This window comes from Bacillus sp. FSL K6-2944 (genome assembly GCF_038005385.1).
GTDB classification, from domain to species: Bacteria; Bacillota; Bacilli; order Bacillales; family Bacillaceae_G; genus Bacillus_A; species Bacillus_A cereus.
Map to the genome: position 1 here is coordinate 12,264 of NZ_JBBOTE010000003.1, position 24,388 is coordinate 36,651.

Here is a 24,388-nt window from a genome sequence, read left to right on the forward strand (position 1 = left end):
TTGGGCTATTCATACAGCCCAAATAAAAAATGATTCTTTTTGCTTAATAGCCTCTATAACTCCTTGCGCCGCCAAATTCTGGCCAGTAGACAACGTCCCGTTCCACTGTAACAAATTTGAATTCTTTTCTCTCTTTCTTTCAGCAATCCCGCGAACAAGTACAGTACATTCACTTACTCTCCCCATCGTTATACACTTCCGGCAATATGTGCACACTTTACTGCACCTTTTACATAAAAACGACGCAAATAGCCGCCGATCTACATTTCCACAGCGTTGGCACATATATTTAGAATTCTTCTTTTTTACACCTTGTACACATACGATCTCTCCCTTCTTTTTCAAATCGTTTAATTTCCTCTGTAAATCTGAAGAAAGTTCTTCTAATAGCAACTGTTTCCCCGCTACCATCAACAATCACCTCCAGCACTACTATAAACCTTTCTCATCATCTCGTAAAAACTCAAAAAAGCCGATAACCTACTTATAAAATAGTAAGCTATCGACTTTATACACTTGTTTTATTCTTTTATAAATCCTAGAATCGACCGTATCCTAAGAAATGTTTTTTGTTATACGAACTGTTAATATCACCGTACGCAATTCCTTTATCACTAGCATGGATCATTTGGCCATTACCAACGTAAATACCGATGTGAGATGGACCTGCTTTATAAGTACCTTGGAAGAATACTAAGTCTCCCGGTTGCGGGCTACTTACTTTTGAAACAGAATTCCAGTAACCATTAACGTCTTGACGACCTACACCAAAAATGTAAGAAATGAATCCACTACAGTCAAAACCACCGTTTGATGGAGATGCACTTCCCCAAACATATGGCATACCTAAGTATTGCTTTGCCTTACCAATTACGCCCGGAGTCGGATTTGAATCTGGTGTTGGAGCTGGCTTTTTCTCTTCTTGTTTAGGTGCTTCTTTCTTAGGCTCTTCTTTTTTTGGTTCCTCTTTTTTAGGTTCTTCTTTTTGAGCAGCAGCTTCTTGTGCAGCTTTTGCTTGTGCTTCTTCTTCTGCAATGCGTTGTAATTGCAGTGCTTGTTTCTCAAGCTCTTTCAATTGACCTTCCGTACTTGTCATTGAAGTTACAACTGTATCCATTTTACCGCTTAAATCGTTTACCGCTGTTGCTTTTTTCTCTTTTTCAGCGTCAAGTTCTTTCTTAGCAGTTTCAATTTGAGCTTGTGCTTCTTTTAATTCTTTTTGTTTCTCTTTTACCGTTGCAACATCTTTTTTCACACTAGCTTGGTCTTCTTGTTGTGTTTTCATGATATCTTCATCAGACTCAAGAATTTTAGAAACTGAAGTTAAACGATCAACTAAATCAGCAACGTTTTTAGAGTTTACAAGAACTTCTGTTACAACGTTCGTATTTGGTTGTTCTTGAAGTGCAACTAAACGCTTTCTTAATAGTTCTTCACGTTTTGCAATCTTTGTTTGTAATTCTGCAATATCTTTATTTTTCTTTTCAATTAATTGCTCAGTATCAGCAACTTTTTTCGTTGTTTCATCAAGCTTTGCAGCATTCTCTTGAACAGATTTATCTAAACCTTGAATTGTTTTGTTTAAGTCATTCATTTGTTTTTGTAATTCATCACGTTCTTGTTGTTGTTTATGTAAAGTGTCATTTTGTGTGTTAATTTGTGATTTCACGTCAGAAATTTTATCTTCTGCAAATACATTTGGTGTTAGCCCAGAAAACATTAATCCTGCAACTAATGCACAAGATGCCATTTTTAGCTTTTTCATTTTATTTTTTACACCGCTTTCTTTTTTCTTTTTCCGTATATAACCTATAAAATTTATACCATAATTCGGGATTTTTTTTGCTAATGTTACGTTTTTGTAAAACAAATGTAATATTATATGTAGCTCTAGCGCAAAATGCGTATATTTTTGTATGTATGTGTAGAAATTTATATACTTTTCTCACTTCTATAAACAAAGAAAAAACGTAACTACTCAGCCACCTTTCGGTGTCTTTTTTAAATTTTACTAGTTTCATATGCCTCCCATTTGTAAATACTGAGTATATCAAACAGGGGAGGTGAATCTTATGGTCGATCGAAAAATTATTTTAGATACATATAAAAAAGGACCTGAAGCTGTTATTTCTTTATTTGAAGAAACATTTTCTAAGTTAGAAAAACGTATACAAGAACTAGAAAATGCTTCAAAAAAAAACTCCAAAAATAGTCATAAGCCACCTTCTACAGATGGTTTGGGTAAGCCCGTTACAAAAAGTTTGCGCAAACCGTCTCATCGTCAAACGGGTGGCCAGTTGGGCCACAAGGGACATACTCTTGGTTTGACAGCGACTCCAGATCATACGATTACACATTCTCCTACATATTGTACTTGTTGTCATACTTCCTTGAACCACGAGCCTGTAAAAGGGTATCGCATTCGCCAAGTGTATGACTTACCACCTATTCAGATCGAAGTGACAGAACATAAAGTAGAACAGAAAGAATGCCCACATTGCCATTCTATCCAAGAAGCCCAATTTCCTTCGACAGTATCTCGTCCTGTTCAATATGGTCCAAATATAAAAAGACTGATTCCCTATTTAACGCATTATCAATGCATTTCTTTGAAGCGAACAAAAGAATTCTTTCAGGATTGTTTTGGACATTCTATAAGCGAAGGAACCCTGGTAAATCATACACAGGCTTTCGCTTCTCAATTGCAGCCATTCATAAAAGAAGTAAAGGAAAAGATTCTGCAGTCTCCTGTTGTCCATTTTGATGAAACTGGTATGCGTGTAGAAAACAAAACACAATGGTTACATACTGCCAGTACACCGGAGGTGACATTGCAACATATTCATCAAAAACGTGGAAAAGAAGCAATGGATGCTGGAGAAATCTTGCCATCTTTTTCTGGAATTGCGATGCATGATGGTTGGAAATCGTATGATGCGTATACAGATTGTCGTCACGTTTTATGTAATGCCCATCTCTTACGAGATTTACAAGGAATTATAGATAGTACTGGAGAACAATGGGCACAACAGATGCAGAAATTTCTAACGCAAGCGTTGACGATGAAAAAGCAATCCGAAGGTACCATGCCAAAAGCGACGCAAAAGAATCTGTTTATTATGTATCAATCCATATTGAAAGAACAACAGATTCTTTCCACGAAACAAAAGAAGAAAGGAAAGCAGACGCCTTCTCAAAATTTATGGAATCGCTTCGTCAAGTATTCTGACAGAATTCTAGCGTTTTTAGAACATCCAGCCATTCCATTTGATAACAATCAAGCAGAACGGGATATTCGGATGACGAAAGTAAAACAGAAAGTGTCTGGGACTTTCCGAAGTAAGAAAGGCGCAGAATCTTTTTGTCAGATACGAAGCTTTATGAGTACCATGAAAAAACAAAAACAATCGGTCTTACAAGCGATAAACCAAGTCATAGAAACTAGAACGGTTCCTTGGAATAACACGACTTCATAAGAGAATTTCTCTATTTGGCATAGATTCTTTCTCTGATTGGAGTATTTTCTTTTCATGTTTTCGAATCGGAAACATGTATTTGGCCTGTTTTTTTATTTGAAGAAGCTGAGTAGTTACGAAAAAACGTAAGGAATCCCTTACGTTTTATTAAATATACGAATACAAATGAAATACTACTTCATCCATTTCTCAGCCCAATTTTGGACCTCATCCATAACACTTTCTAACGCTTTTCCCTTGTCAGTTAAGCCATACTCGATTCGAACTGGTACTTCTGGATAGACATTACGAACTACAATGCCCTCGCTTTCCAATTCCTTTAAACGCTCTGACAACATACGATCGCTCATATTTGGGATAATATCTGCGATTTCTCTAAAACGTTTCGACTCTTCAAGCAAAGATTTAATAATTAAGCCAGTCCACTTCTTACTAAGCAGAGTAAAAGCTGACTCAAACTTTGGACATAAACAAGAATTATGCTCCATATGTTTCACCTCTCTTCTATTATAATATAGTTTCTTGTAAAAAGTAAGTTATAAAACTTTCCTCATTATTTTATTTTACGTACATTTTACCATTTCCAAATATTAACTTGTCAACTAAACGTAACATACCCGTAAAAAAACCCTCTTAAAAAGAGAGCTTTTTATATCTTTATTACTTCGTATACCATCCAAGACCTAATGCACCTTCACCTAAGTGCGTACCAATTACAGCTCCAAAATAACCTGTACGAATTGTGACGTGAGGATATTTTACTTCTAATTCTTTCTTCCATTCATTCGCTTCTTCTTCACGTTGTGCATGAATGATAACTGCTTCCATAGGTACACCTTTACTTGCTTGCTCATCAAAAATTTCAATGATACGTTTTAATGCTTTTTTACGTGTACGAATCTTTTCAAACGGAATAATGATTTTATCTCTAAAATATAAAACTGGCTTCACTTGTAACAGACTGCCGATGAAAGCTTGCGCGCTATTCAATCGACCACCACGTTGTAAATGATGTAAATCATCAACTACAAAATAGGCGTCCATCGTTTTCTTCATTTCATCAAAACGAGCGATAATCTCTTTTGGGTTCTTTCCTTCACTTGCTAACTTTGCACCTTCACGCACATAAAATCCTTGTACTTCACAACTAATTTCAGAGTCATACGTGTATACATCAATACCCTCTACCATTTGTCCAGCTGTCGTTGATGTTTGATATGTACCACTAATTCCACTTGATAGGTGAATACTAATAACTGCATCATAATCTTTAGCTAGTTCTTCATATAGCTCAACAAACTTTCCGATTGCTGGTTGAGAAGTTTTTGGAAGTTCCTCTTGTTCACGTACTTTCACATAAAAATCATCTGCTGAAATTTCAGCTTCTTCTTGATAAGATTCTGTTCCAAACACAACGTTTAATGGAATCATATATATATTGAGTTCATCACGAATTTGCTTCGGTATATATGCCGTACTATCAGTAACAATAGCTATTTTCATTTTCGTACCTGCCTTATAAAAAGTTTTATTTCCTAATTTTACACGAAAACTACAAATGGTGCATCCATACATGAAAATGCCGGTTGAAATTATACCTACCATCTCGACAAATTACAACAAAAAGATAAAATACTCACCAAAAACTTCAGCATATTTAGAAAAAATGTTTGAATATAAAAAGGCTCGCTTTTAAAATGGAAAGTACTAGTCATTTTGATAGATAGGGGCGTACACAAGTGCTATTACAATATTTAACAATCAAAGACTACGGCGAACACGAAATCGTCATTCAAAAATCAAGATTTATTTGTTATATTAGCCGAGCAACAACTGAGGAAGAGGCTCAAGAATTTATACAAAAAATAAAAAAACAACATTGGAATGCAACACATAATTGTTCCGCTTATTTAATTGGCGAACAAGATCATATTCAAAAAGCAAATGATGACGGTGAGCCTAGCGGTACAGCTGGCGTACCAATGCTGGAAGTACTTAAAAAACGTGGACTAAAAGATACCGTCGTCGTCGTAACACGCTATTTTGGTGGCATTAAACTTGGCGCAGGTGGATTAATTCGTGCATATGGAAAGTGTACAAGCGAAGGCGTTAATCATGTCGGTGTTGTCCAGCGAAAACTAATGCGTGTGATGCAAACCGAGATTGATTACACATTACTTGGCAAAGTGGAAAATGAATTACGCAATTCAAAATATGCCATTAAAGATATTCATTATCTAGAAAATGTCACATTTGATACGTATGTAGAAGAAGACGGCAAACAAGCATTTACAGATTGGATGATTGAATTAACAAACGGGAAATGTACAATTACAGAAGGAGATATGTTGTACTTAGAACAAGATGTTATCTAAGAATAACCCATTTATCACCTTCAAAGATTAATGTAGTGAATTACTTCCCTACAAATGAACTAACGAACTAAGGAGATTATATATGGAAGAACGTTATTATCATCTCCAAAATAGCAGAATAAAAAAGAAGCGAAGAAGGAAACTTTTCTTCTTCCTTATTTTCGCATTTTTATTTGGCAGCATAGGAGTTTATGTGTTAAATTCTTACTCTTCTCTTATGGGGATGTATAGTGGTTTTACTCGTGAAAAATCGGATTTAAGAAACCAAGATGTAGAAATTACAAAGGAACCTTTTACAATTCTCATTATGGGTATAGAAGATTATGCGACAGATGGTCAAAATGGTCGTACAGACTCATTAATGTTTGCAACAGTCAATCCAAAAACGCAAAAGATTTCACTTATGAGTATTCCTCGTGATTCTCGAGTTAAAATTGTTGGCAAAAATAAGGAAGACAAAATTAACGCTGCCCATGCTTACGGCGGAGAAGAAATGGCAATCAAAACTGTCGAAGGCTTTCTAAAAGTTCCTGTAGACCATTATCTGAAAATTGATTTCCAAGGCTTTAAAGGTATCGTTGATGCTGTTGGCGGCGTTACCGTTGACGTACCCTTCGATTTCTGGGAGCGCTCTGACGTGGATTACTACAAAAAAATTCAGTTTAAGCAAGGACAGCAAAACTTAAACGGTGAAGAAGCACTTGCTTACGTCCGTATGCGAAAGCAAGATCCAAATGGCGATTATGGTCGAGCTGCTAGACAAAGACAATTACTGGCCGCTGTTGCTCATAAACTAAACTCCACCTCTACTGTATTTAAAATTAAAGATTTAACAGCTGTCGTTGGAAAATATATAAAAACCGACATTCCTATTTCAGACGGACTTGCTCTTTACAATAAACTTTCTGGATTTGATCCTTCTACAATGCAAACGTTAAAGCTTGAAGGCGAAGACAAAAAGATAGGCGGTATTTATTACTTCCTTCCAGATCCAATCAGTGTAGAAACGGTGCGTAACGAAATTGAAAAAGAATTAGGAGAAAAAGCAAAAAATCCAACTACAAAAAACAACTCAAATCCTGATTTAAATTCAAGTTCTAACTCTAACGAACAAACAAAAAAAGAGACAAACCAAAATAAAACACCAACTGATCCGCCACCTTCTACAAATGCTCATGCAGAGTGGATTATGCGCAATCAGCCGTAAAAAAAAAGGCCCAATCTATCCGATTGGGCCCTTTTTTTTACTTATTAAAGTGTTGTAAAATCGCTTCTACAATACGCTCTGATGCACGACCATCACCATAAGGGTTAGATGCTTTCGCCATCTTATCATGGGCTTCTTTATCTGATAACAGCTCATCAGCAAGACCAAAGATTGTCTCTTCGTCTGTTCCTGCTAATTTCAGCGTACCTGCTTCAATACCTTCAGGACGCTCTGTTGTATCACGAAGAACAAGAACTGGTACCCCAAGTGATGGAGCTTCTTCTTGTACACCACCAGAATCCGTTAACATTAAGTATGAACGAGCTGCAACATTGTGGAAATCAATTACATCTAGCGGCTCAATTAAATGAATACGGTTATGTTCACCTAAAATTTCATTTGCTATTTCACGAACAACAGGGTTCATATGAACAGGGTACACAACTTGTACATCTTCATGCTTATCAACAAGACGCTTAATTGCACGGAACATATTGCGCATCGGTTCACCTAAGTTTTCACGGCGGTGAGCTGTCATAAGTACAAGACGATCATTTCCAAGTTTCTCTAGTACAGGATGACTATATGTTTCTTTTACAGTCGTTTGTAGCGCGTCAATTGCTGTATTTCCTGTAATGAAAATACGTGACTCATCTTTATTTTCCTTCTGTAAGTTCGTTGCTGATTTTGCTGTTGGTGAGAAATGAAGATCCGCCATTACACCTGTTAATTGACGATTCATCTCTTCTGGGTATGGAGAATACTTATCCCACGTACGAAGGCCCGCCTCAACATGACCTACTGGAATTTGATTATAAAAAGCAGCTAAGCTTGCAATAAATGTTGTTGTTGTATCACCATGTACAAGTACAATATCCGGCTTCGCTTCTTTCATTACTTTATCCAAACCTTCTAAACCACGCGTTGTAACATCAATTAAAGTTTGGCGGTCTTTCATGATATTTAAATCGAAATCTGGCGTAATTCCAAAGATACTTAATACTTGATCTAACATTTGGCGATGCTGTGCTGTTACAGTCACAATCGATTCAATTTTTTCTGGGTGTTTTTGCAACTCTAATACAAGAGGTGCCATTTTAATTGCTTCTGGACGTGTCCCGAAAATTGTCATTACTTTTAAACGTTCAGTCATGTGATTGCCTCTTTTCTTTCACTAATTACAGCTTCTATTATGACATATAAAAATATGCATGAGTACATCCCTTTTTAACGCATAACAGAAACTTTTCTATTACAAATACTTTTTCTTCCCACCGAGTAATAATCTATCTTTTGTTTCTTAACATCTTCATCAGTATAACAATTTCTCCCATCAAATAAAATAGGCTCCCTCATAAGTTGTACGTACTTTTCTAACGGATAAGTTTGAATATCTTCCCATTCTGTTACGATAAAAACCGCACTCGCATCTCTAATCGATTCATCTATACATCTACTATATTGTATAGCAGCTCCAAATATATTTTTTACATATTGAATTGCTTTTGGGTCGTAAAGAACAATTTCTGCACCTATATTAAGTAATGCTTCTATTATAATAAGAGATGATGCCTCTCTAATATCATCCGTATTCGGTTTAAAGGATGCGCCAAGAACTGCAATCCGCTTTTTACTCATGTTCATAACTTTTTTCGCTTTTTCAATCAATAGCAGCTGTTGCTTATTATTTACTTCAATAACCGCTTTTAACAAACGAAAATCATGAGCAACATTTCCCGCAATTTGCACCAGCGCTTTCGTATCTTTCGGAAAACACGACCCTCCGTAGCCAATGCCCGCATTTAAAAAAGATGCACCAATTCTCTTATCCATTCCCATCCCTTTGGCAACATCCAATACATTCGCGCCTACCTTCTCACATATATTTGAAATTTCATTAATGAAACTAATCTTTGTAGCTAAAAAGGCATTCGACGCGTATTTAATCATCTCTGCACTTTTAATATCTGTAACGTAACTACTCAGCTTCTTCAAATAAAAAAACAGGCCAAATACATGTTTCCGATTCGAAAACATGAAAAGAAAATACTCCAATCAGAGAAAGAATCTATGCCAAATAGAGAAATTCTCTTATGAAGTCGTGTTATTCCAAGGAACCGTTCTAGTTTCTATGACTTGGTTTATCGCTTGTAAGACCGATTGTTTTTGTTTTTTCATGGTACTCATAAAGCTTCGTATCTGACAAAAAGATTCTGCGCCTTTCTTACTTCGGAAAGTCCCAGACACTTTCTGTTTTACTTTCGTCATCCGAATATCCCGTTCTGCTTGATTGTTATCAAATGGAATGGCTGGATGTTCTAAAAACGCTAGAATTCTGTCAGAATACTTGACGAAGCGATTCCATAAATTTTGAGAAGGCGTCTGCTTTCCTTTCTTCTTTTGTTTCGTGGAAAGAATCTGTTGTTCTTTCAATATGGATTGATACATAATAAACAGATTCTTTTGCGTCGCTTTTGGCATGGTACCTTCGGATTGCTTTTTCATCGTCAACGCTTGCGTTAGAAATTTCTGCATCTGTTGTGCCCATTGTTCTCCAGTACTATCTATAATTCCTTGTAAATCTCGTAAGAGATGGGCATTACATAAAACGTGACGACAATCTGTATACGCATCATACGATTTCCAACCATCATGCATCGCAATTCCAGAAAAAGATGGCAAGATTTCTCCAGCATCCATTGCTTCTTTTCCACGTTTTTGATGAATATGTTGCAATGTCACCTCCGGTGTACTGGCAGTATGTAACCATTGTGTTTTGTTTTCTACACGCATACCAGTTTCATCAAAATGGACAACAGGAGACTGCAGAATCTTTTCCTTTACTTCTTTTATGAATGGCTGCAATTGAGAAGCGAAAGCCTGTGTATGATTTACCAGGGTTCCTTCGCTTATAGAATGTCCAAAACAATCCTGAAAGAATTCTTTTGTTCGCTTCAAAGAAATGCATTGATAATGCGTTAAATAGGGAATCAGTCTTTTTATATTTGGACCATATTGAACAGGACGAGATACTGTCGAAGGAAATTGGGCTTCTTGGATAGAATGGCAATGTGGGCATTCTTTCTGTTCTACTTTATGTTCTGTCACTTCGATCTGAATAGGTGGTAAGTCATACACTTGGCGAATGCGATACCCTTTTACAGGCTCGTGGTTCAAGGAAGTATGACAACAAGTACAATATGTAGGAGAATGTGTAATCGTATGATCTGGAGTCGCTGTCAAACCAAGAGTATGTCCCTTGTGGCCCAACTGGCCACCCGTTTGACGATGAGACGGTTTGCGCAAACTTTTTGTAACGGGCTTACCCAAACCATCTGTAGAAGGTGGCTTATGACTATTTTTGGAGTTTTTTTTTGAAGCATTTTCTAGTTCTTGTATACGTTTTTCTAACTTAGAAAATGTTTCTTCAAATAAAGAAATAACAGCTTCAGGTCCTTTTTTATATGTATCTAAAATAATTTTTCGATCGACCATAAGATTCACCTCCCCTGTTTGATATACTCAGTATTTACAAATGGGAGGCATATGAAACTAGTAAAATTTAAAAAAGACACCGAAAGGTGGCTGAGTAGTTACTCTGTAACATACGTTTCTAAACATAATTCACTATACAAACTCTCTACTCTTCTTGCTACTTCCTCGCTATCCGCTCCAATTACAATACGATCTCCATGAAAGAAATCATAAATACCTGAACCTTCACGCAAAAACTCTGGATTCGATACGATATGTACTGTATGCCTCCCTTTTAACTTCTCCTCAATCCATCCCTTCATTACATCATTTGTACCTACTGGAACTGTACTTTTCGTAACAACAATAATATCGTTCATCGCGTATAATCCAATATCGTTACAAGCACTCTGAATATACGTTAAATCTGCCGTCCCATCTAATAAAGGTGGTGTTCCAACTGCAATAAATATAAACTCTACATCATCAAATGCCTCTTCTTTATTTGATGTAAAAATTAAAGCATTATTCTCATATGCATAATTTATTAATTCATGTAATCTAACCTCATAAATAGGTAAATCCCCTTGTTTTATCCGTTCAATTTTTTCATCATCTATATCAAAACATGTAACTGAATGCCCTAATTTTGCCAATCCTACTCCTGTAATCAATCCAACATATCCAGTACCTACTATCGTAATTTTCATTTCTTTTTCGCACAGGAATTTACAATAGAAAAGATATGAAATATAGAACTCTCCCTGCGCTTCCCCCTCTCATATTAAAAATGAGAAAACCCTTTTCCTTTTTCATTATATGAATTACTTCTCTTATTTTTTTTAAAGTTTTTGTAAAATTAAATGCACTATAAAGTAAAACTTAATCAGTAAGAATGAGGCTGCCAGTTTACGCGTAATAAATTCCCACATTTTAACACGAGACTTACTCATTTCTACGTGCAACACTTATAATACTGAAATAAAAGTATTCACTATCGAAGAAAAAGAGAAAATGTCACATTCCGAAGTCCAGTACGATTAACCTTCTTATATGATTCAACATTCTATATACAATTGTCATATATTTTATTCGCTTCCATTAACCGTAAAAAGAAAAAAAGATTGAATTCTAATCTTTTTGTGATACCATATGTTATGAGCCTGTAAACAAACATCATAATTTTCAGATAAATATATTTTCAAAAAAAAAAAATTACGTTAGACTATAAAGGGTGGGGTATTAATGGACTCACAAGTGATTTATGCCATTTTGGCATCTTTCATCACTGTACTTGTCGTTACTCCTTTAGTTATTAAATTAGCTTTTAAAATAGGAGCGACAGATAAGCCAAACGCACGTAAAGTGCACCAAAAGATTATGCCACGTCTTGGCGGGTTAGCAATATTTATTGGTGTAGCTGTAGGATTTGTTGTCGGTGGCTTATATGAGCAAAGAATGTTATCGATAACGCTAGGTGCAATTATCATTGTAATCATCGGAATTTTAGATGATATGTACGAGTTATCTGCGAGAGTAAAATTCGGTGGACAACTGTTAGTTGCCATTATGATTGTAAAAAGTGGATTATTAGTGCAAGTATTATATATCCCATTCATTGGGGATACTGAACTTGGATGGCTTGCTTATCCAATTACAGTATTTTGGCTTGTAGGTATTACGAATGCAATCAACTTAATTGACGGCTTAGATGGATTATCTGCTGGGATTTCATCTATCGTACTTGCAACGCTAGCATATATGGCCTTCACTAGCCCATGGGGTACTGGAACAGCTATTATCTTGCCACTTGCATTAATTATATTAGCAAGTACAATTGGATTTTTATTCTACAACTTCCATCCAGCAAAAATTTTCATGGGAGATACAGGAGCACTATTTTTAGGATACTGTATTTCTGTTATATCGTTACTTGGATTATACAAAAGTGTAACGTTATTCAGTTTTATCGTTCCAATTATCATTTTAGGTGTACCTATATTTGATACGATATTTGCAATCATCCGTCGTATCGTAAATAAAAAACCTATTTCAGCACCAGATAAATCGCATTTACATCACCGCTTACTTGCAATGGGATTCTCTCATCGCAAAACGGTACTAATTATATACGCATTCGGTATTTTCTTTAGTGTAAATGCCATTATTTTTACTACTGCAACGTTATGGTTATCCATTATTCTTCTTTTCGCTTTGATTTTCTTCACAGAAATCATCGCTGAAATAATCGGGCTTGTACATGAACGCTACAAACCAATCATTTCCTTTTATAAAAAAGTGAAAAAACGCGAAGACTAATTGTAGTATAGCCTTTTCAATTATGAAATATTCAAATAGCATCCTCTTTCTTATAAGAGGATGCTATTTTTTATTCTCATTTTATATTTCCAAAATATAGATTGTTTGAGAGTTCCTCTATTGGAGAAAGATATACATAATAAGAAAAGTATCAAGTTTTCTTTTTTACATCTTGATTGTCAAACTGAGGGTGAATGTTATGATCAAGCGAGTATTTCAATGTATTATTTTATTTTTAACGATTACTATGTACGTATCATCTAATACTGAAGCAACAACTGTTATTCCTGCTGAATATCATCCAAATACTGAAACAACTTCTCCTACACAAAAAATTGCGTACTTAACATTTGATGACGGTCCAAACAAATATACTACACAAATTTTAAACATCTTAAAAGAAAAGAACGGAAAAGCAACTTTCTTTGTTATTGGTGGAAAAGTACCACATTATAAAAAGACAATGCAACGATTAATTAAAGACGGACATTATATCGGACTTCACAGTATGTCACACGATGTAAAACGCCTTTACACTGGTGACCCTTCCACTTTAATTGCAGAAATGGAGCAAACACAAAGCATTGTCCAGCAAGTTACGAAATTAAATACACATCTCGTTCGCGTTCCATATGGTAGTATGCCTTACTTAAAGAAGAATTACCGTGACGCACTTGTATCGGCCCAGTATAAAATGTGGGATTGGACGATCGATACATACGACTGGAAAAGCTATGACAATCCTTCTGCCATACTCGAAAGAGTACGTAATCAAAGTGATGAACAAGTCGAAGTCATTTTAATGCATGATTCGAGTGTAACCGTACAAATACTGCCAAAAGTAATTGATTATTTACAGTCACAAGGATACAAACTTCTTCCCTATAATCCTTCTTCTCATCTCAAGGTAAATTTTTGGAAAGACACAAGATTGTAACAGCTTTAGTGCCTATGTGCTAAAGCTGTTTTATTTTTCTCTTCCCACCCTTCCCATTTTTGTGTAAAATTTTAAATAGTGATGAAGTTTCGAGGTGAATAGAAATGAAACGAATAGATCTCATTTTTAACGCAATACAAAAAGGCAATTATACAGAAGGTGTAACCGCATCAGAACTCGCTACATTTCTGCAACTAGATCGCGCCAATGTAAGTAGCGATTTAAACAAACTTGTAAAAGATAAACGTTTATTAAAAACAAATACGCGACCTGTTCGTTTTTACATAGAAACGAACACTTCGTTGGAAACGCATTCAAAAGACATAACTTCATTGGATACATTTGCAATTGAAAATACGAGCCTTAAAATTGCAATTGAAAAAGCGAAAGCTTCTATTCTCTATCCTCCAAACGGTATGCATACTTTACTACTGGGAGAAACAGGGGTCGGAAAGTCTATGTTTGCTTCTTTAATGCACGAATATGCAATTGAAGTTGAACAGCTTCCCAAAGATGCACCATTTATCGTCTTTAACTGTGCTGATTATGCAAATAATCCCCAGTTACTACTCGGGCAATTATTTGGGATTAAAAAAGGAGCTTATACAGGAGCAAGTGATCAAAAAGGGTTAATTGAAAAAGCACATGAAGGAATTCTTTTCTTAGATGAAGTACATCGCCTGCCTCCAGAGGGACAAGAAATGCTTTTCACCTTTATTGACCGCGGAGTATACCGCCGCCTTGGAGAAACAGAGAACGAACGTAAAGCACAAGTATTAATCATTACTGCAACAACAGAAGAACCAAATTCATTTTTATTAAAAACATTTACAAGACGTATACCGATGACTGTTACGCTGCCACCACTTCGTGAGCGTACACATAAAGAGCGCTTTGCTTTACTACAGCTATTTTTCACAAATGAAGCAATTCGTCTGCGAAAAGACATTCACGTTAGCCCAAATGCAATGCGTGCTTTCGTCTTTTACAATTGTCCCAATAACATCGGTCAATTAAAAACAGATGTTCAAATTGCATGTGCGAAAGCCTATTCTGATTTGGTCACAAAGAAACGTGATTCTGTCTATGTTTCAAGTACAGATTTACCTTGGTATATGAAAGAAGGGTTGTTCATTGAAAGAAAGAGCCGTCACTTATACCAAATACCAAATGAAACATTTGTATTTACAGGTGAGGAAGGTTGGAGTAATCATAAAACAGAAGATGAAAAACGCTCTTCTATTTACGATTATATTGATTATAAATACGAAGAACTTCAAGCACGTGGTATTGAAGAGGAAGAATTAGAATTACTAATAGAAAATGATGTTCAAAGCTTTTTCGTACAATATTTTAACCAAATATCCAAAAAAACAAGCCATGAAAATGTTTTTAAAATTGTGGATCGTAATATCGTTTCCGTATGTGAAAAAATAGCGGAACTTGCTGAAAAGCATTTATCTAAGACGTTTGATGAAAAAGTATTTCTTGCTTTAAGTTTACATGTACAGACAACTCTACAACGTTTACAAAGCGGAAAACAAATACATCACCCACAATTAAATCAAATTCGTACGAAATATAAAGAAGCTTTTTCCGTAGCTATGCAATGCATTCAACTACTGGAGGAAGAATTACAAATAACAATGCCTATTGATGAAGCTGGCTTTTTAACAATGTTCTTCGTTGTTGATCCAATTCCTGCCTCACAAACAGAAGTAAAAGTATTAATATTAGCACACGGTAATGGTATCGCAACTGAAATGGCAAACGTTGCAAACGAACTTCTCGGCATTGAGGAAGTAACCGGTATTGATATGCCGTTACACGAATCACCGAAAGATTTCTTGGAACGTGTGAAAGTGTATATGAAAACACTACAAAATGTAAATGGGCTTCTCTTACTTGTCGATATGGGGTCACTTGCTTATATCGGTGACATATTAGAAACGGAGTTCAAAATCCCTGTACGTGTTCTCTCGATGACGAGCACACCACATGCACTAGAAGCAGCTCGAAAAGCTCAGCTCGGTTATTCATTAGATGCGCTGTATGAAACAGTAAAAAATTTAACACCGTTTTACTTAAACGTACAAGAAGAAAAGAAAAAACCTCTCTCTCCAATGAAATCTGTTATTTTAACAGCTTGTTTAACTGGTGAAGGAAGTGCTTTAGCTATTCAAAAAATGTTAGAGAACTATTTACGATTTGATAAAGACTTAATTGAAATTATTCCGATTAGTATCGTCCATGAAAAAGATTTAACGAAAATGATCGAGAACATAAAAAAAGAGCGTAATATCATTTGTATCGTCACGAATTTCGATGTGCAAGTGCCGTGCTTAACATATCATTTCCAAGACATCGTAAACTACACAGCGATTCAGCCCATTCAAGAATTAATTACGTATGAAGAAACATATGCAAAAATGGCGGATATTCTTGAACAACAAATGCAGCGTAACGATGGGGCATTACTTATTAAAACAATTCGTTACGCATTAAATACAATTCAAGAATTAATTTCCTTACAGCTAACTCCTGATAGCTTAATGGGGGTTATTCTGCATATGAGCTGTATGGTTGACCGTCTTCAAAAAGGAGAAAGCCTTCTTCCTCACCCTGATAAAGAGAAAAGAAGACAAGATGAATACTGGATGTATATGAAAGTAAAAAAAGCATTGCAACCGATTGAAAATACATTTGAAATACAAATACCTGATGACGAAGTATTTTACGTTATGGACTTCTTTATTAAAAATCAGCCTGTTAAAAATTAATTGAGGCCGTTTTTTAAAATATCGACCGTAACGTGAGTTATATCGGCGATTTTCAAAACATATCGATTTACCGACAATAATCGCTAAAACTAGCACCTTATATAATGAGAAAAGGCTGTTCCAACATATGGACAGCCTTTTCCTCTACCTCTTTACTTTTCTAACTCGCCCTCTTATTTCTCCTCTTTTTTGTGATTTCGTATGAACATTAACATATACATTTGCTTGAATAATTTCTTGAAGTAAATGTACAAATGATTTCCCTTGTAAAGGTCCCTCAAAATCCTCCACATTCACTACACCAGTAATACTTCCCTCGTTCAAGCTAATCCCTTGCTCCAGTGGGCCATACAAATATAAAACAACAGGACCAATTTGAGTAGACTTCCCTAAATGAATTTGACACGATGTAACCTTTTCTATATTTTTTAGTATTACTCTGTAATGCAATTTCGTTAAATCATCACTAAAAATAAACTCTGCTACCCCAAAAGCTTCTGTATTTACAGGAGGCACTTCCCTCTTACCTGTTAACCTGGCAAAGAAATGTGTTGTCATAAGGCATTCTCCTTATATAAATTTCCCAGCACTACTTCTACTACTTTATGGTTTAGACATAATCATTTATGACTTTTTCAATTTTTAATTACAAAGAAAAGATTCACAAAATCTTTACATTAGATTTGTTCCTTTTGCTTTACCACTTCTTGTATAATGCACATAGCAAAAACATTCTAGGAGGTTATTTTGAAAAAAAACAAACACACCTTTCACACATTATTAGAGATTTTTCTCGTCTCATTTAAATTAGGACTTACTTCATTCGGCGGTCCTGTCGCTCATCTTGGTTATTTCCACCACGAATACGTGCAAAAAAGAAAATGGATGGATGAAAAAAGTTATGTAGACTTAGTAGCGCTATGTCAATTCCTTCCTGGTCCTGCCAGCAGTCAAGTCGGTATGGGGGTTGGATTATTAAGAGGCGGACTATTAGGAGCTATTATTTCATGGATTGGATTCACTTTACCGTCTGTACTTGTTTTGGTTTTCTTCGCCTCATTCCTTAATCAGTTCGATCTTGGAAGTTCTGGCTGGATTCATGGACTAAAACTTGTAGCAGTAGCTATTGTCGCTCATGCCATATGGGGAATGGCGCGAAAGTTAACTCCAGATCGCAACCGTGCGACGATTGCGATTGTAACTGCCGCAATTGCCTTATTATGGCCAAGTAGTTGGACACAAGTCATCCTTATTATAATATGTGGCTTTATCGGCTGGTTTTTATATCGAAACCAACCAATTAGCCAATCACAAAATATAAAAGTACCTATTTCAAAAAAGATAGCAGTTTCTTGTCTCGTCTTATTCTTTGGACTATTACTACTGCTACCGATATTAAGACCGTTTTCTTATTACATCGCTTTATTTGATAGTTTCTATCGCTCTGGCGCACTTGTATTTGGAGGAGGACACGTCGTGCTGCCCCTTCTTGAAGGTGAGTTCGTACAAAACGGAATGATGACGAAAGAACAGTTCCTAGCTGGATACGGATTAACACAAGCAGTACCAGGACCACTATTTACATTCGCCTCTTATATAGGAGCAGTATTAAACGGGACGCTTGGGGCAACACTCGCAACAATTGCGATTTTCCTCCCTGCTTTCTTACTCGTTATTGGTGTTTTACCATTTTGGAACAGTGTGAGAAAAATATCATTCATACAAGGCGCACTACTTGGTGTTAACGCCGCAGTTGTTGGTATTTTAATTGCCGCTTTTTACGATCCTATTTGGACGAGTACAGTTATAAATGCTTCAGATTTCGTTTTCGCTTCGCTTCTTTTTTGCTTACTAGCTTTTTGGAAAACACCACCTTGGGTTATCGTTATACTGGGAGCCTTTGGCGGATATATTCTGTCCATTTTATAAATAAAAAACGACGGCATGATGTAGCCGTCGTTTTTTCTATTAAAACTTCACAAGCTCTATGCCTTCTGGCAACTCACTCTCTGTTAAAATACGCAATTCCTTCACACGATCCATTACGTAAGAAGAACGCTTCACAAGCTCTGGATCAATATAAGCTGGATGAACCATAATTTCTACCGTTTGTTCACCTTGTACTCTTTCTTTTAACTTCACAAAGTAATCTTCCGTCACACCATCCGCATAAAAGTCACTGTAAAACACATCAGAAAATGGATGCACCGCTCTATCTTCCTCACAACGACGAATCGGAACATTATATTTAGCCGCTAATCTCTTAAGAACATCATGTAAAATCGGTAAACCATGCACATGATGATGACTATCTAAATGAGTTGGTGTTAATCCGTAAGATAAAAACTTCTCAATTTGAGCAGTCCATTCTCTCTCAACTTCTTCTGGATTTATATTCCCTTCCCTTACAACACTTTGTTTATGAAACGATCCGTTTTCCCCTACGAGTGACGGTACATCCTTTAACAGTGGTTCTCCTGCCGTTAATACGAGATGTACGCCTACTCCGAGTAGGTTGTACTCTTTCGCTAAGCGTACCGCATGCTCTGTTCCTGGCATATTCATCATCATCGTCGTTGAATTTACAAGTCCATTTATATGCCCATCAATAATGCCGTAATTTGTACCTTCTGTAAGACCGAAATCATCTGCATTTACAATTAACTTAATCATCATAATACCTCCTAATAGAATAAAAAAAGCGGGCTAAATAGCGCCGCTTTTACTTCTCTACCTTTTTAAAGAACTGCGGAAGATACTCTTTATGTGCTTCCAACATTTCATCTAAAATTTGTTTTGCAACTTTATCTGATGGTACAAGTGGATTGATTGTCATAGCAAGCAACGCCTTATGATAATCCCCTGTAACAGCAGCTTCAATTGTTGTGCGCTCGAATGATTTAATTTGTTGTACTAAACCGCGAACTGGTACTGGAAGATCTCCCACTGCAATTGGTTTTGGACCTTCTTTCGTAATAATACAGTTCACTTCAACAGCAGAATCATGTGGTAAGCTTGCAATTGTTCCGTTGTTTCGTGTATTAACAGGCTGGATATCACCTTTATTATTGTAAATAGACGTAATTAAGCTACATGCTGCATCACTATAATAAGCTCCGCCACGTTTTTCTAATTGTGGTGGTTTAATATCTAAGTTCGGGTCTTTATATAACTCAAACAAATCATTTTCTAATTGTTTTACTACTTCTGCACGTGTACCTTTTTCAACAGAAGCTTCTTTCTCTTCTTCTAACATTTCACGTGTTTTGTAGTAGTAACGATGGTATGGACATGGAATTGCACGAAGTCCGCGAATAAAGTCTGGTTCCCAGTTAAGCGCTGCGATATTTTCCATCGTAATTTGCTTTTCTGGATCTGTTACAAGCTCTAACACGCGGTCCATTACACTCACGCCATCTAAATATACGTCTAGTCCGTATACCATATGATTTAAACCTGCGAAATCAACGTGTACACGACTCGCATCTACTTCAAGTAATTTTGCAAGACCCATACGAATTCCAATTGGAACGTTACATAGACCAACTACTCTTTGAATATTTGTATAACGAAGGACAGCTTCTGTTACCATACCAGCTGGATTTGCAAAGTTAATTAACCATGCATTCGGACAAAGCTCCTCCATATCCTTACAAATATCTAAAATAACAGGAATCGTTCTCAACGCTTTGAATAAACCACCAGGACCATTCGTTTCCTGACCGATTACATCATATTTTAACGGAATTGCTTCATCTTTTGCACGTGCTTCTAATAAACCAACGCGAAGTTGTGTTGTTACGAAGTCAGCATCTTTTAATGCCTCACGGCGATCAAGTGTTAAATGTACCTCGATTGGTAAACCTGATTTTTTCACCATACGTTTCGCTAAGTTACCAACGATTTCTAACTTTTCTTTTCCTGCCTCGATATCTACTAACCAAATTTCACGAACAGGCAGTTCATCATAACGCTTAATAAATCCTTCAATTAACTCTGGTGTATAACTAGATCCACCGCCGATTGTAGCAATTTTAATTCCAGTCATGCTTTATTCCCCTTTCGCTTCAAGCTTTTTATAAAGATCGATAAACTCTGCTGCTAATTCTTTCACTGTAATCGCATTCATTAAATGATCTTGTGCGTGAATTAAAAGAACACTAACCTCTGTTTTTTCTCCTCTTGCTTCTGATTGTATGAGCTCTGTTTGAAAATGATGCGCTTCATTAATCGCTTCTTTCGCCTTTACCATCGCTTCATCTGCTTCTGCCATTTTCCCCTGTTTGGCAAATTGAAGTGCCTCCATCGCAAAGCTTCGTGCGTTACCACTATTTAAAATCAATTGGAATGGAATTTGTTCTGCTGTAGTCATCATAATTACCGCCCTCTCTATAAGGTTCAACCGATTTAAATACCCCTTCAGTTTGAACATGTCTATTAAAGTATGAATTTATTAATGATAGTTTAGTGTTCATATAGATGTTTTTCATCTTTTTGAACATGATATAAAGGTAATTGTTCTCACAGATTATGTTGTCTGTGAGAACAATTACTATGTTACATAGGTACAGAATTATTATTTCCTTGTGCTGCTGCTTTTTCAGTACGAACAACAGAACGATCGCACAATACAACAAATGGATAGTAGATTACCATCGCAATTACAAAGTTGAATAACTGTAGAATTGCACCTGAAAGATGTCCACCTGTTACAAGATAACCACTAATAATTGGTGGTGTTGCCCATGGAATCATCACAACTGTTTTTGGTACCCAGCCAATCGATATAGCTGTATAAGAAGTAATTACTAATACAATTGGTGTTAGGATAAACGGTAAGAATAAAATTGGATTTAAAATAATTGGTGTACCAAAGATTACTGGTTCGTTAATGTTGAACGCACCTGGACCAATTGATAAACGAGATACACCGCGTAATTGTGCACTTTTTGCTACAAGTAATACCACTACTAAGAACGCTAATGTCGCACCAGAACCACCAAGATATACGAAAGTATCAAAGAACGGTTTTGTAACAATGTTTGGAACATCAAATGCAGATGTGCCACCTTTGAATAACTGCATATTTTTCTCTAATGCTGGTAAGTATAACGGCTCAATAATACCACCAACGATATTTGGACCATGTAAACCGAAGAACCAAAGAAGATGAACAAGGAGTACAATAACAATTGCACTTGGTAATGTCCCTGCTAAACTTTGCAGTGGTGATTGAATCGTATTAAAGATAAATTCATGAACACTTGTACCGGCTAATTTCACTGCTAATTGAATACCTGCAACTACTGTTAAGATAACAAATGCTGGAACTATAGCTGCGAAAGATCTTAAAACTGCTGGTGGTACTCCATCAGGCATTTTAAAAGTAATGTTTCTTTGTACGAAGAAACGGAATACTTCAGTAACAAGGAGTGCCACAATAATTGCTACGAATAACCCTTGTGCACCTGTCCAAGCTAAGTTCAATCCGCCTTCTTTCGGTGTTGTTGGCGTAAGAATAATTAACGCACCAAATGAAATAATACCTGCTGACAAACCATCAACGCCGTAAGATTTTGCTAAGTTATAACTTGTTGTAAATGCTATGATTAGTGCTAGAATCGCGAAAGAACCAGTCCACATTCCACCGCCAACTTGTTTCCACGTTTCACCAAACAAACCTTTCATGAAATCTTGGAAAGCCTCAGATGGAAAACCATTAATTAGTGATGCCAGTGCACCAACTAAAATAAGTGGCATAACTGCGATAAATCCGTCACGGATCGCAGCTAAATGACGTTGCGACCCGATTTTACCAGCGACAGGAACAATATATTTCTCCATGAATGCAATAAACTTTTGCATTTCGCTTCCCCCCTAATTATTTTTTAAGTGTTAATGCGTGATCTAAAACTGCTTCTCCATTCATCATGCCGTAGTGCATTGGATTGATAACGTCGATTCCAACGTTTCTCTCATCAGCAAGCGTTTTCATTGAAGAAAGCATGTAACGAACTTGTGGTCCTAGTAATAATACATCTGCTTGATCGATATTCGTTTTTACTGCATCCCCAGATACAGCCCAAATCTTTCCTTCTAAACCGCGAGCTTTTGCAGCCGCTTCCATTTTTGTAACTAGTAAACTTGTAGACATCCCTGCTGAGCAACATAATAAAATATTCATTTGAAAATCCCCCTTGTGTAGTATAAAAAATTGTAACTACTCAGCCACCTTTCGGTGTCTTTTTTAAATTTTACTAGTTTCATATGCCTCCCATTTGTAAATACTGAGTATATCAAACAGGGGAGGTGAATCTTATGGTCGATCGAAAAATTATTTTAGATACATATAAAAAAGGACCTGAAGCTGTTATTTCTTTATTTGAAGAAACATTTTCTAAGTTAGAAAAACGTATACAAGAACTAGAAAATGCTTCAAAAAAAAACTCCAAAAATAGTCATAAGCCACCTTCTACAGATGGTTTGGGTAAGCCCGTTACAAAAAGTTTGCGCAAACCGTCTCATCGTCAAACGGGTGGCCAGTTGGGCCACAAGGGACATACTCTTGGTTTGACAGCGACTCCAGATCATACGATTACACATTCTCCTACATATTGTACTTGTTGTCATACTTCCTTGAACCACGAGCCTGTAAAAGGGTATCGCATTCGCCAAGTGTATGACTTACCACCTATTCAGATCGAAGTGACAGAACATAAAGTAGAACAGAAAGAATGCCCACATTGCCATTCTATCCAAGAAGCCCAATTTCCTTCGACAGTATCTCGTCCTGTTCAATATGGTCCAAATATAAAAAGACTGATTCCCTATTTAACGCATTATCAATGCATTTCTTTGAAGCGAACAAAAGAATTCTTTCAGGATTGTTTTGGACATTCTATAAGCGAAGGAACCCTGGTAAATCATACACAGGCTTTCGCTTCTCAATTGCAGCCATTCATAAAAGAAGTAAAGGAAAAGATTCTGCAGTCTCCTGTTGTCCATTTTGATGAAACTGGTATGCGTGTAGAAAACAAAACACAATGGTTACATACTGCCAGTACACCGGAGGTGACATTGCAACATATTCATCAAAAACGTGGAAAAGAAGCAATGGATGCTGGAGAAATCTTGCCATCTTTTTCTGGAATTGCGATGCATGATGGTTGGAAATCGTATGATGCGTATACAGATTGTCGTCACGTTTTATGTAATGCCCATCTCTTACGAGATTTACAAGGAATTATAGATAGTACTGGAGAACAATGGGCACAACAGATGCAGAAATTTCTAACGCAAGCGTTGACGATGAAAAAGCAATCCGAAGGTACCATGCCAAAAGCGACGCAAAAGAATCTGTTTATTATGTATCAATCCATATTGAAAGAACAACAGATTCTTTCCACGAAACAAAAGAAGAAAGGAAAGCAGACGCCTTCTCAAAATTTATGGAATCGCTTCGTCAAGTATTCTGACAGAATTCTAGCGTTTTTAGAACATCCAGCCATTCCATTTGATAACAATCAAGCAGAACGGGATATTCGGATGACGAAAGTAAAACAGAAAGTGTCTGGGACTTTCCGAAGTAAGAAAGGCGCAGAATCTTTTTGTCAGATACGAAGCTTTATGAGTACCATGAAAAAACAAAAACAATCGGTCTTACAAGCGATAAACCAAGTCATAGAAACTAGAACGGTTCCTTGGAATAACACGACTTCATAAGAGAATTTCTCTATTTGGCATAGATTCTTTCTCTGATTGGAGTATTTTCTTTTCATGTTTTCGAATCGGAAACATGTATTTGGCCTGTTTTTTTATTT

General features: G+C 36.3%; 19 protein-coding genes and 3 pseudogenes. 8 read left to right on the top strand and 14 right to left on the bottom strand.

What is annotated here, in order from left to right; all coding sequences use genetic code 11:
* Positions 1-12: 12 nt before the first annotated feature.
* Positions 13-411, bottom strand: a pseudogene (locus tag MHH55_RS26635) (DNA/RNA helicase); the annotation flags it as partial.
* 127 nt (positions 412-538) lie between these two features.
* A complete protein-coding gene (locus MHH55_RS26640) occupies positions 539-1,870 on the bottom strand; it encodes an NlpC/P60 family protein (protein WP_139362546.1) in 1,332 nt (443 codons plus the stop codon).
* 202 nt (positions 1,871-2,072) lie between these two features.
* On the opposite strand from MHH55_RS26640, the gene tnpC (MHH55_RS26645) reads away from it, so the two are divergent.
* Positions 2,073-3,476: an IS66 family transposase gene (gene tnpC, locus MHH55_RS26645; RefSeq protein WP_100910632.1), complete on the top strand. Its 1,404-nt coding sequence runs from the start codon at positions 2,073-2,075 to the stop codon at positions 3,474-3,476.
* 173 nt (positions 3,477-3,649) lie between these two features.
* Here the strand turns inward: tnpC (MHH55_RS26645) and MHH55_RS26650 are convergent, their stop codons facing one another.
* Entirely contained in the window at positions 3,650-3,964 is a 315-nt protein-coding gene (locus MHH55_RS26650; protein WP_000400857.1) for a winged helix-turn-helix transcriptional regulator, read from the bottom strand.
* 172 nt (positions 3,965-4,136) lie between these two features.
* The gene (locus MHH55_RS26655; RefSeq protein WP_078187227.1) at positions 4,137-4,979 is read right to left on the bottom strand and encodes a DegV family protein; all 843 of its coding nucleotides are present in this window, start codon (positions 4,977-4,979) and stop codon (positions 4,137-4,139) included.
* A gap of 236 nt (positions 4,980-5,215) precedes the next feature.
* On the opposite strand from MHH55_RS26655, the gene MHH55_RS26660 reads away from it, so the two are divergent.
* Both MHH55_RS26660 and MHH55_RS26665 read left to right on the top strand, forming a co-directional pair.
* Positions 5,216-5,851, top strand: a complete 636-nt coding sequence (locus MHH55_RS26660) for a YigZ family protein (protein WP_000926672.1) — start codon at positions 5,216-5,218, stop codon at positions 5,849-5,851.
* 82 nt (positions 5,852-5,933) lie between these two features.
* Complete coding sequence (locus MHH55_RS26665) at positions 5,934-7,058, top strand: LCP family protein (RefSeq protein ID WP_000392807.1); 1,125 nt, start codon at positions 5,934-5,936, stop codon at positions 7,056-7,058.
* Positions 7,059-7,095: 37 nt separating this feature from the next.
* Here the strand turns inward: MHH55_RS26665 and wecB are convergent, their stop codons facing one another.
* The 4 genes and pseudogenes from wecB to MHH55_RS26685 form a co-directional block, all read right to left on the bottom strand.
* Positions 7,096-8,211 carry a non-hydrolyzing UDP-N-acetylglucosamine 2-epimerase gene (wecB, locus tag MHH55_RS26670; protein ID WP_000140145.1) on the bottom strand — a complete coding sequence of 372 codons (1,116 nt, stop codon included), beginning with the start codon at positions 8,209-8,211 and terminating at the stop codon, positions 7,096-7,098.
* 74 nt (positions 8,212-8,285) lie between these two features.
* Positions 8,286-9,044: pseudogene (locus MHH55_RS26675) on the bottom strand (UDP-glucose dehydrogenase family protein); the annotation flags it as partial.
* Between the two features lie 105 nt (positions 9,045-9,149).
* Complete coding sequence (gene tnpC / locus MHH55_RS26680) at positions 9,150-10,553, bottom strand: IS66 family transposase (RefSeq protein ID WP_100910632.1); 1,404 nt, start codon at positions 10,551-10,553, stop codon at positions 9,150-9,152.
* A gap of 101 nt (positions 10,554-10,654) precedes the next feature.
* A pseudogene (locus MHH55_RS26685) lies at positions 10,655-11,242 on the bottom strand (nucleotide sugar dehydrogenase); the annotation flags it as partial.
* Between the two features lie 535 nt (positions 11,243-11,777).
* Between MHH55_RS26685 and MHH55_RS26690 the strand changes: the two are divergent.
* From MHH55_RS26690 to MHH55_RS26700, 3 genes are all read left to right on the top strand, one after another.
* Positions 11,778-12,851 (top strand): glycosyltransferase family 4 protein, encoded by a 1,074-nt coding sequence (locus MHH55_RS26690; protein ID WP_000378318.1) that lies wholly within the window; start codon positions 11,778-11,780, stop codon positions 12,849-12,851.
* Between the two features lie 199 nt (positions 12,852-13,050).
* Positions 13,051-13,788, top strand: a complete 738-nt coding sequence (locus tag MHH55_RS26695) for a polysaccharide deacetylase family protein (protein WP_000597149.1) — start codon at positions 13,051-13,053, stop codon at positions 13,786-13,788.
* 104 nt (positions 13,789-13,892) lie between these two features.
* The gene (locus MHH55_RS26700; RefSeq protein ID WP_000820967.1) at positions 13,893-16,568 is read left to right on the top strand and encodes a PRD domain-containing protein; all 2,676 of its coding nucleotides are present in this window, start codon (positions 13,893-13,895) and stop codon (positions 16,566-16,568) included.
* Between the two features lie 144 nt (positions 16,569-16,712).
* On the opposite strand, the gene exsM is transcribed toward MHH55_RS26700, so the two are convergent.
* Entirely contained in the window at positions 16,713-17,126 is a 414-nt protein-coding gene (gene exsM / locus MHH55_RS26705) for an exosporium regulatory protein ExsM (RefSeq protein WP_078187226.1), read from the bottom strand.
* A gap of 189 nt (positions 17,127-17,315) precedes the next feature.
* Between exsM and MHH55_RS26710 the strand changes: the two genes are divergently transcribed.
* Positions 17,316-18,497, top strand: a complete 1,182-nt coding sequence (locus tag MHH55_RS26710; protein ID WP_048538372.1) for a chromate transporter — start codon at positions 17,316-17,318, stop codon at positions 18,495-18,497.
* A gap of 39 nt (positions 18,498-18,536) precedes the next feature.
* Here the strand turns inward: MHH55_RS26710 and chbG are convergent, their stop codons facing one another.
* The 5 genes from chbG to MHH55_RS26735 all read right to left on the bottom strand — a co-directional run bounded on the left by chbG (position 18,537) and on the right by MHH55_RS26735 (position 22,752).
* Positions 18,537-19,241: a chitin disaccharide deacetylase gene (chbG, locus tag MHH55_RS26715; protein ID WP_016123775.1), complete on the bottom strand. Its 705-nt coding sequence runs from the start codon at positions 19,239-19,241 to the stop codon at positions 18,537-18,539.
* Positions 19,242-19,290: 49 nt separating this feature from the next.
* Positions 19,291-20,616, bottom strand: a complete 1,326-nt coding sequence (gene celF, locus MHH55_RS26720) for a 6-phospho-beta-glucosidase (RefSeq protein ID WP_000145750.1) — start codon at positions 20,614-20,616, stop codon at positions 19,291-19,293.
* A 3-nt stretch (positions 20,617-20,619) separates the two neighbouring features.
* Positions 20,620-20,943 carry a PTS lactose/cellobiose transporter subunit IIA gene (locus tag MHH55_RS26725; RefSeq protein WP_000989055.1) on the bottom strand — a complete coding sequence of 108 codons (324 nt, stop codon included), beginning with the start codon at positions 20,941-20,943 and terminating at the stop codon, positions 20,620-20,622.
* A gap of 182 nt (positions 20,944-21,125) precedes the next feature.
* A complete protein-coding gene (celB, locus tag MHH55_RS26730) occupies positions 21,126-22,433 on the bottom strand; it encodes a PTS cellobiose transporter subunit IIC (protein WP_001168825.1) in 1,308 nt (435 codons plus the stop codon).
* A 16-nt stretch (positions 22,434-22,449) separates the two neighbouring features.
* On the bottom strand, positions 22,450-22,752 hold the full coding sequence (locus MHH55_RS26735) for a PTS sugar transporter subunit IIB (protein WP_001023569.1): 303 nt from the start codon (positions 22,750-22,752) through the stop codon (positions 22,450-22,452).
* Positions 22,753-22,886: 134 nt separating this feature from the next.
* Here MHH55_RS26735 and tnpC (MHH55_RS26740) point away from each other — a divergent pair, with 134 nt between their 5' ends.
* Positions 22,887-24,290, top strand: a complete 1,404-nt coding sequence (gene tnpC / locus MHH55_RS26740; protein ID WP_100910632.1) for an IS66 family transposase — start codon at positions 22,887-22,889, stop codon at positions 24,288-24,290.
* Positions 24,291-24,388: the final 98 nt, after the last annotated feature.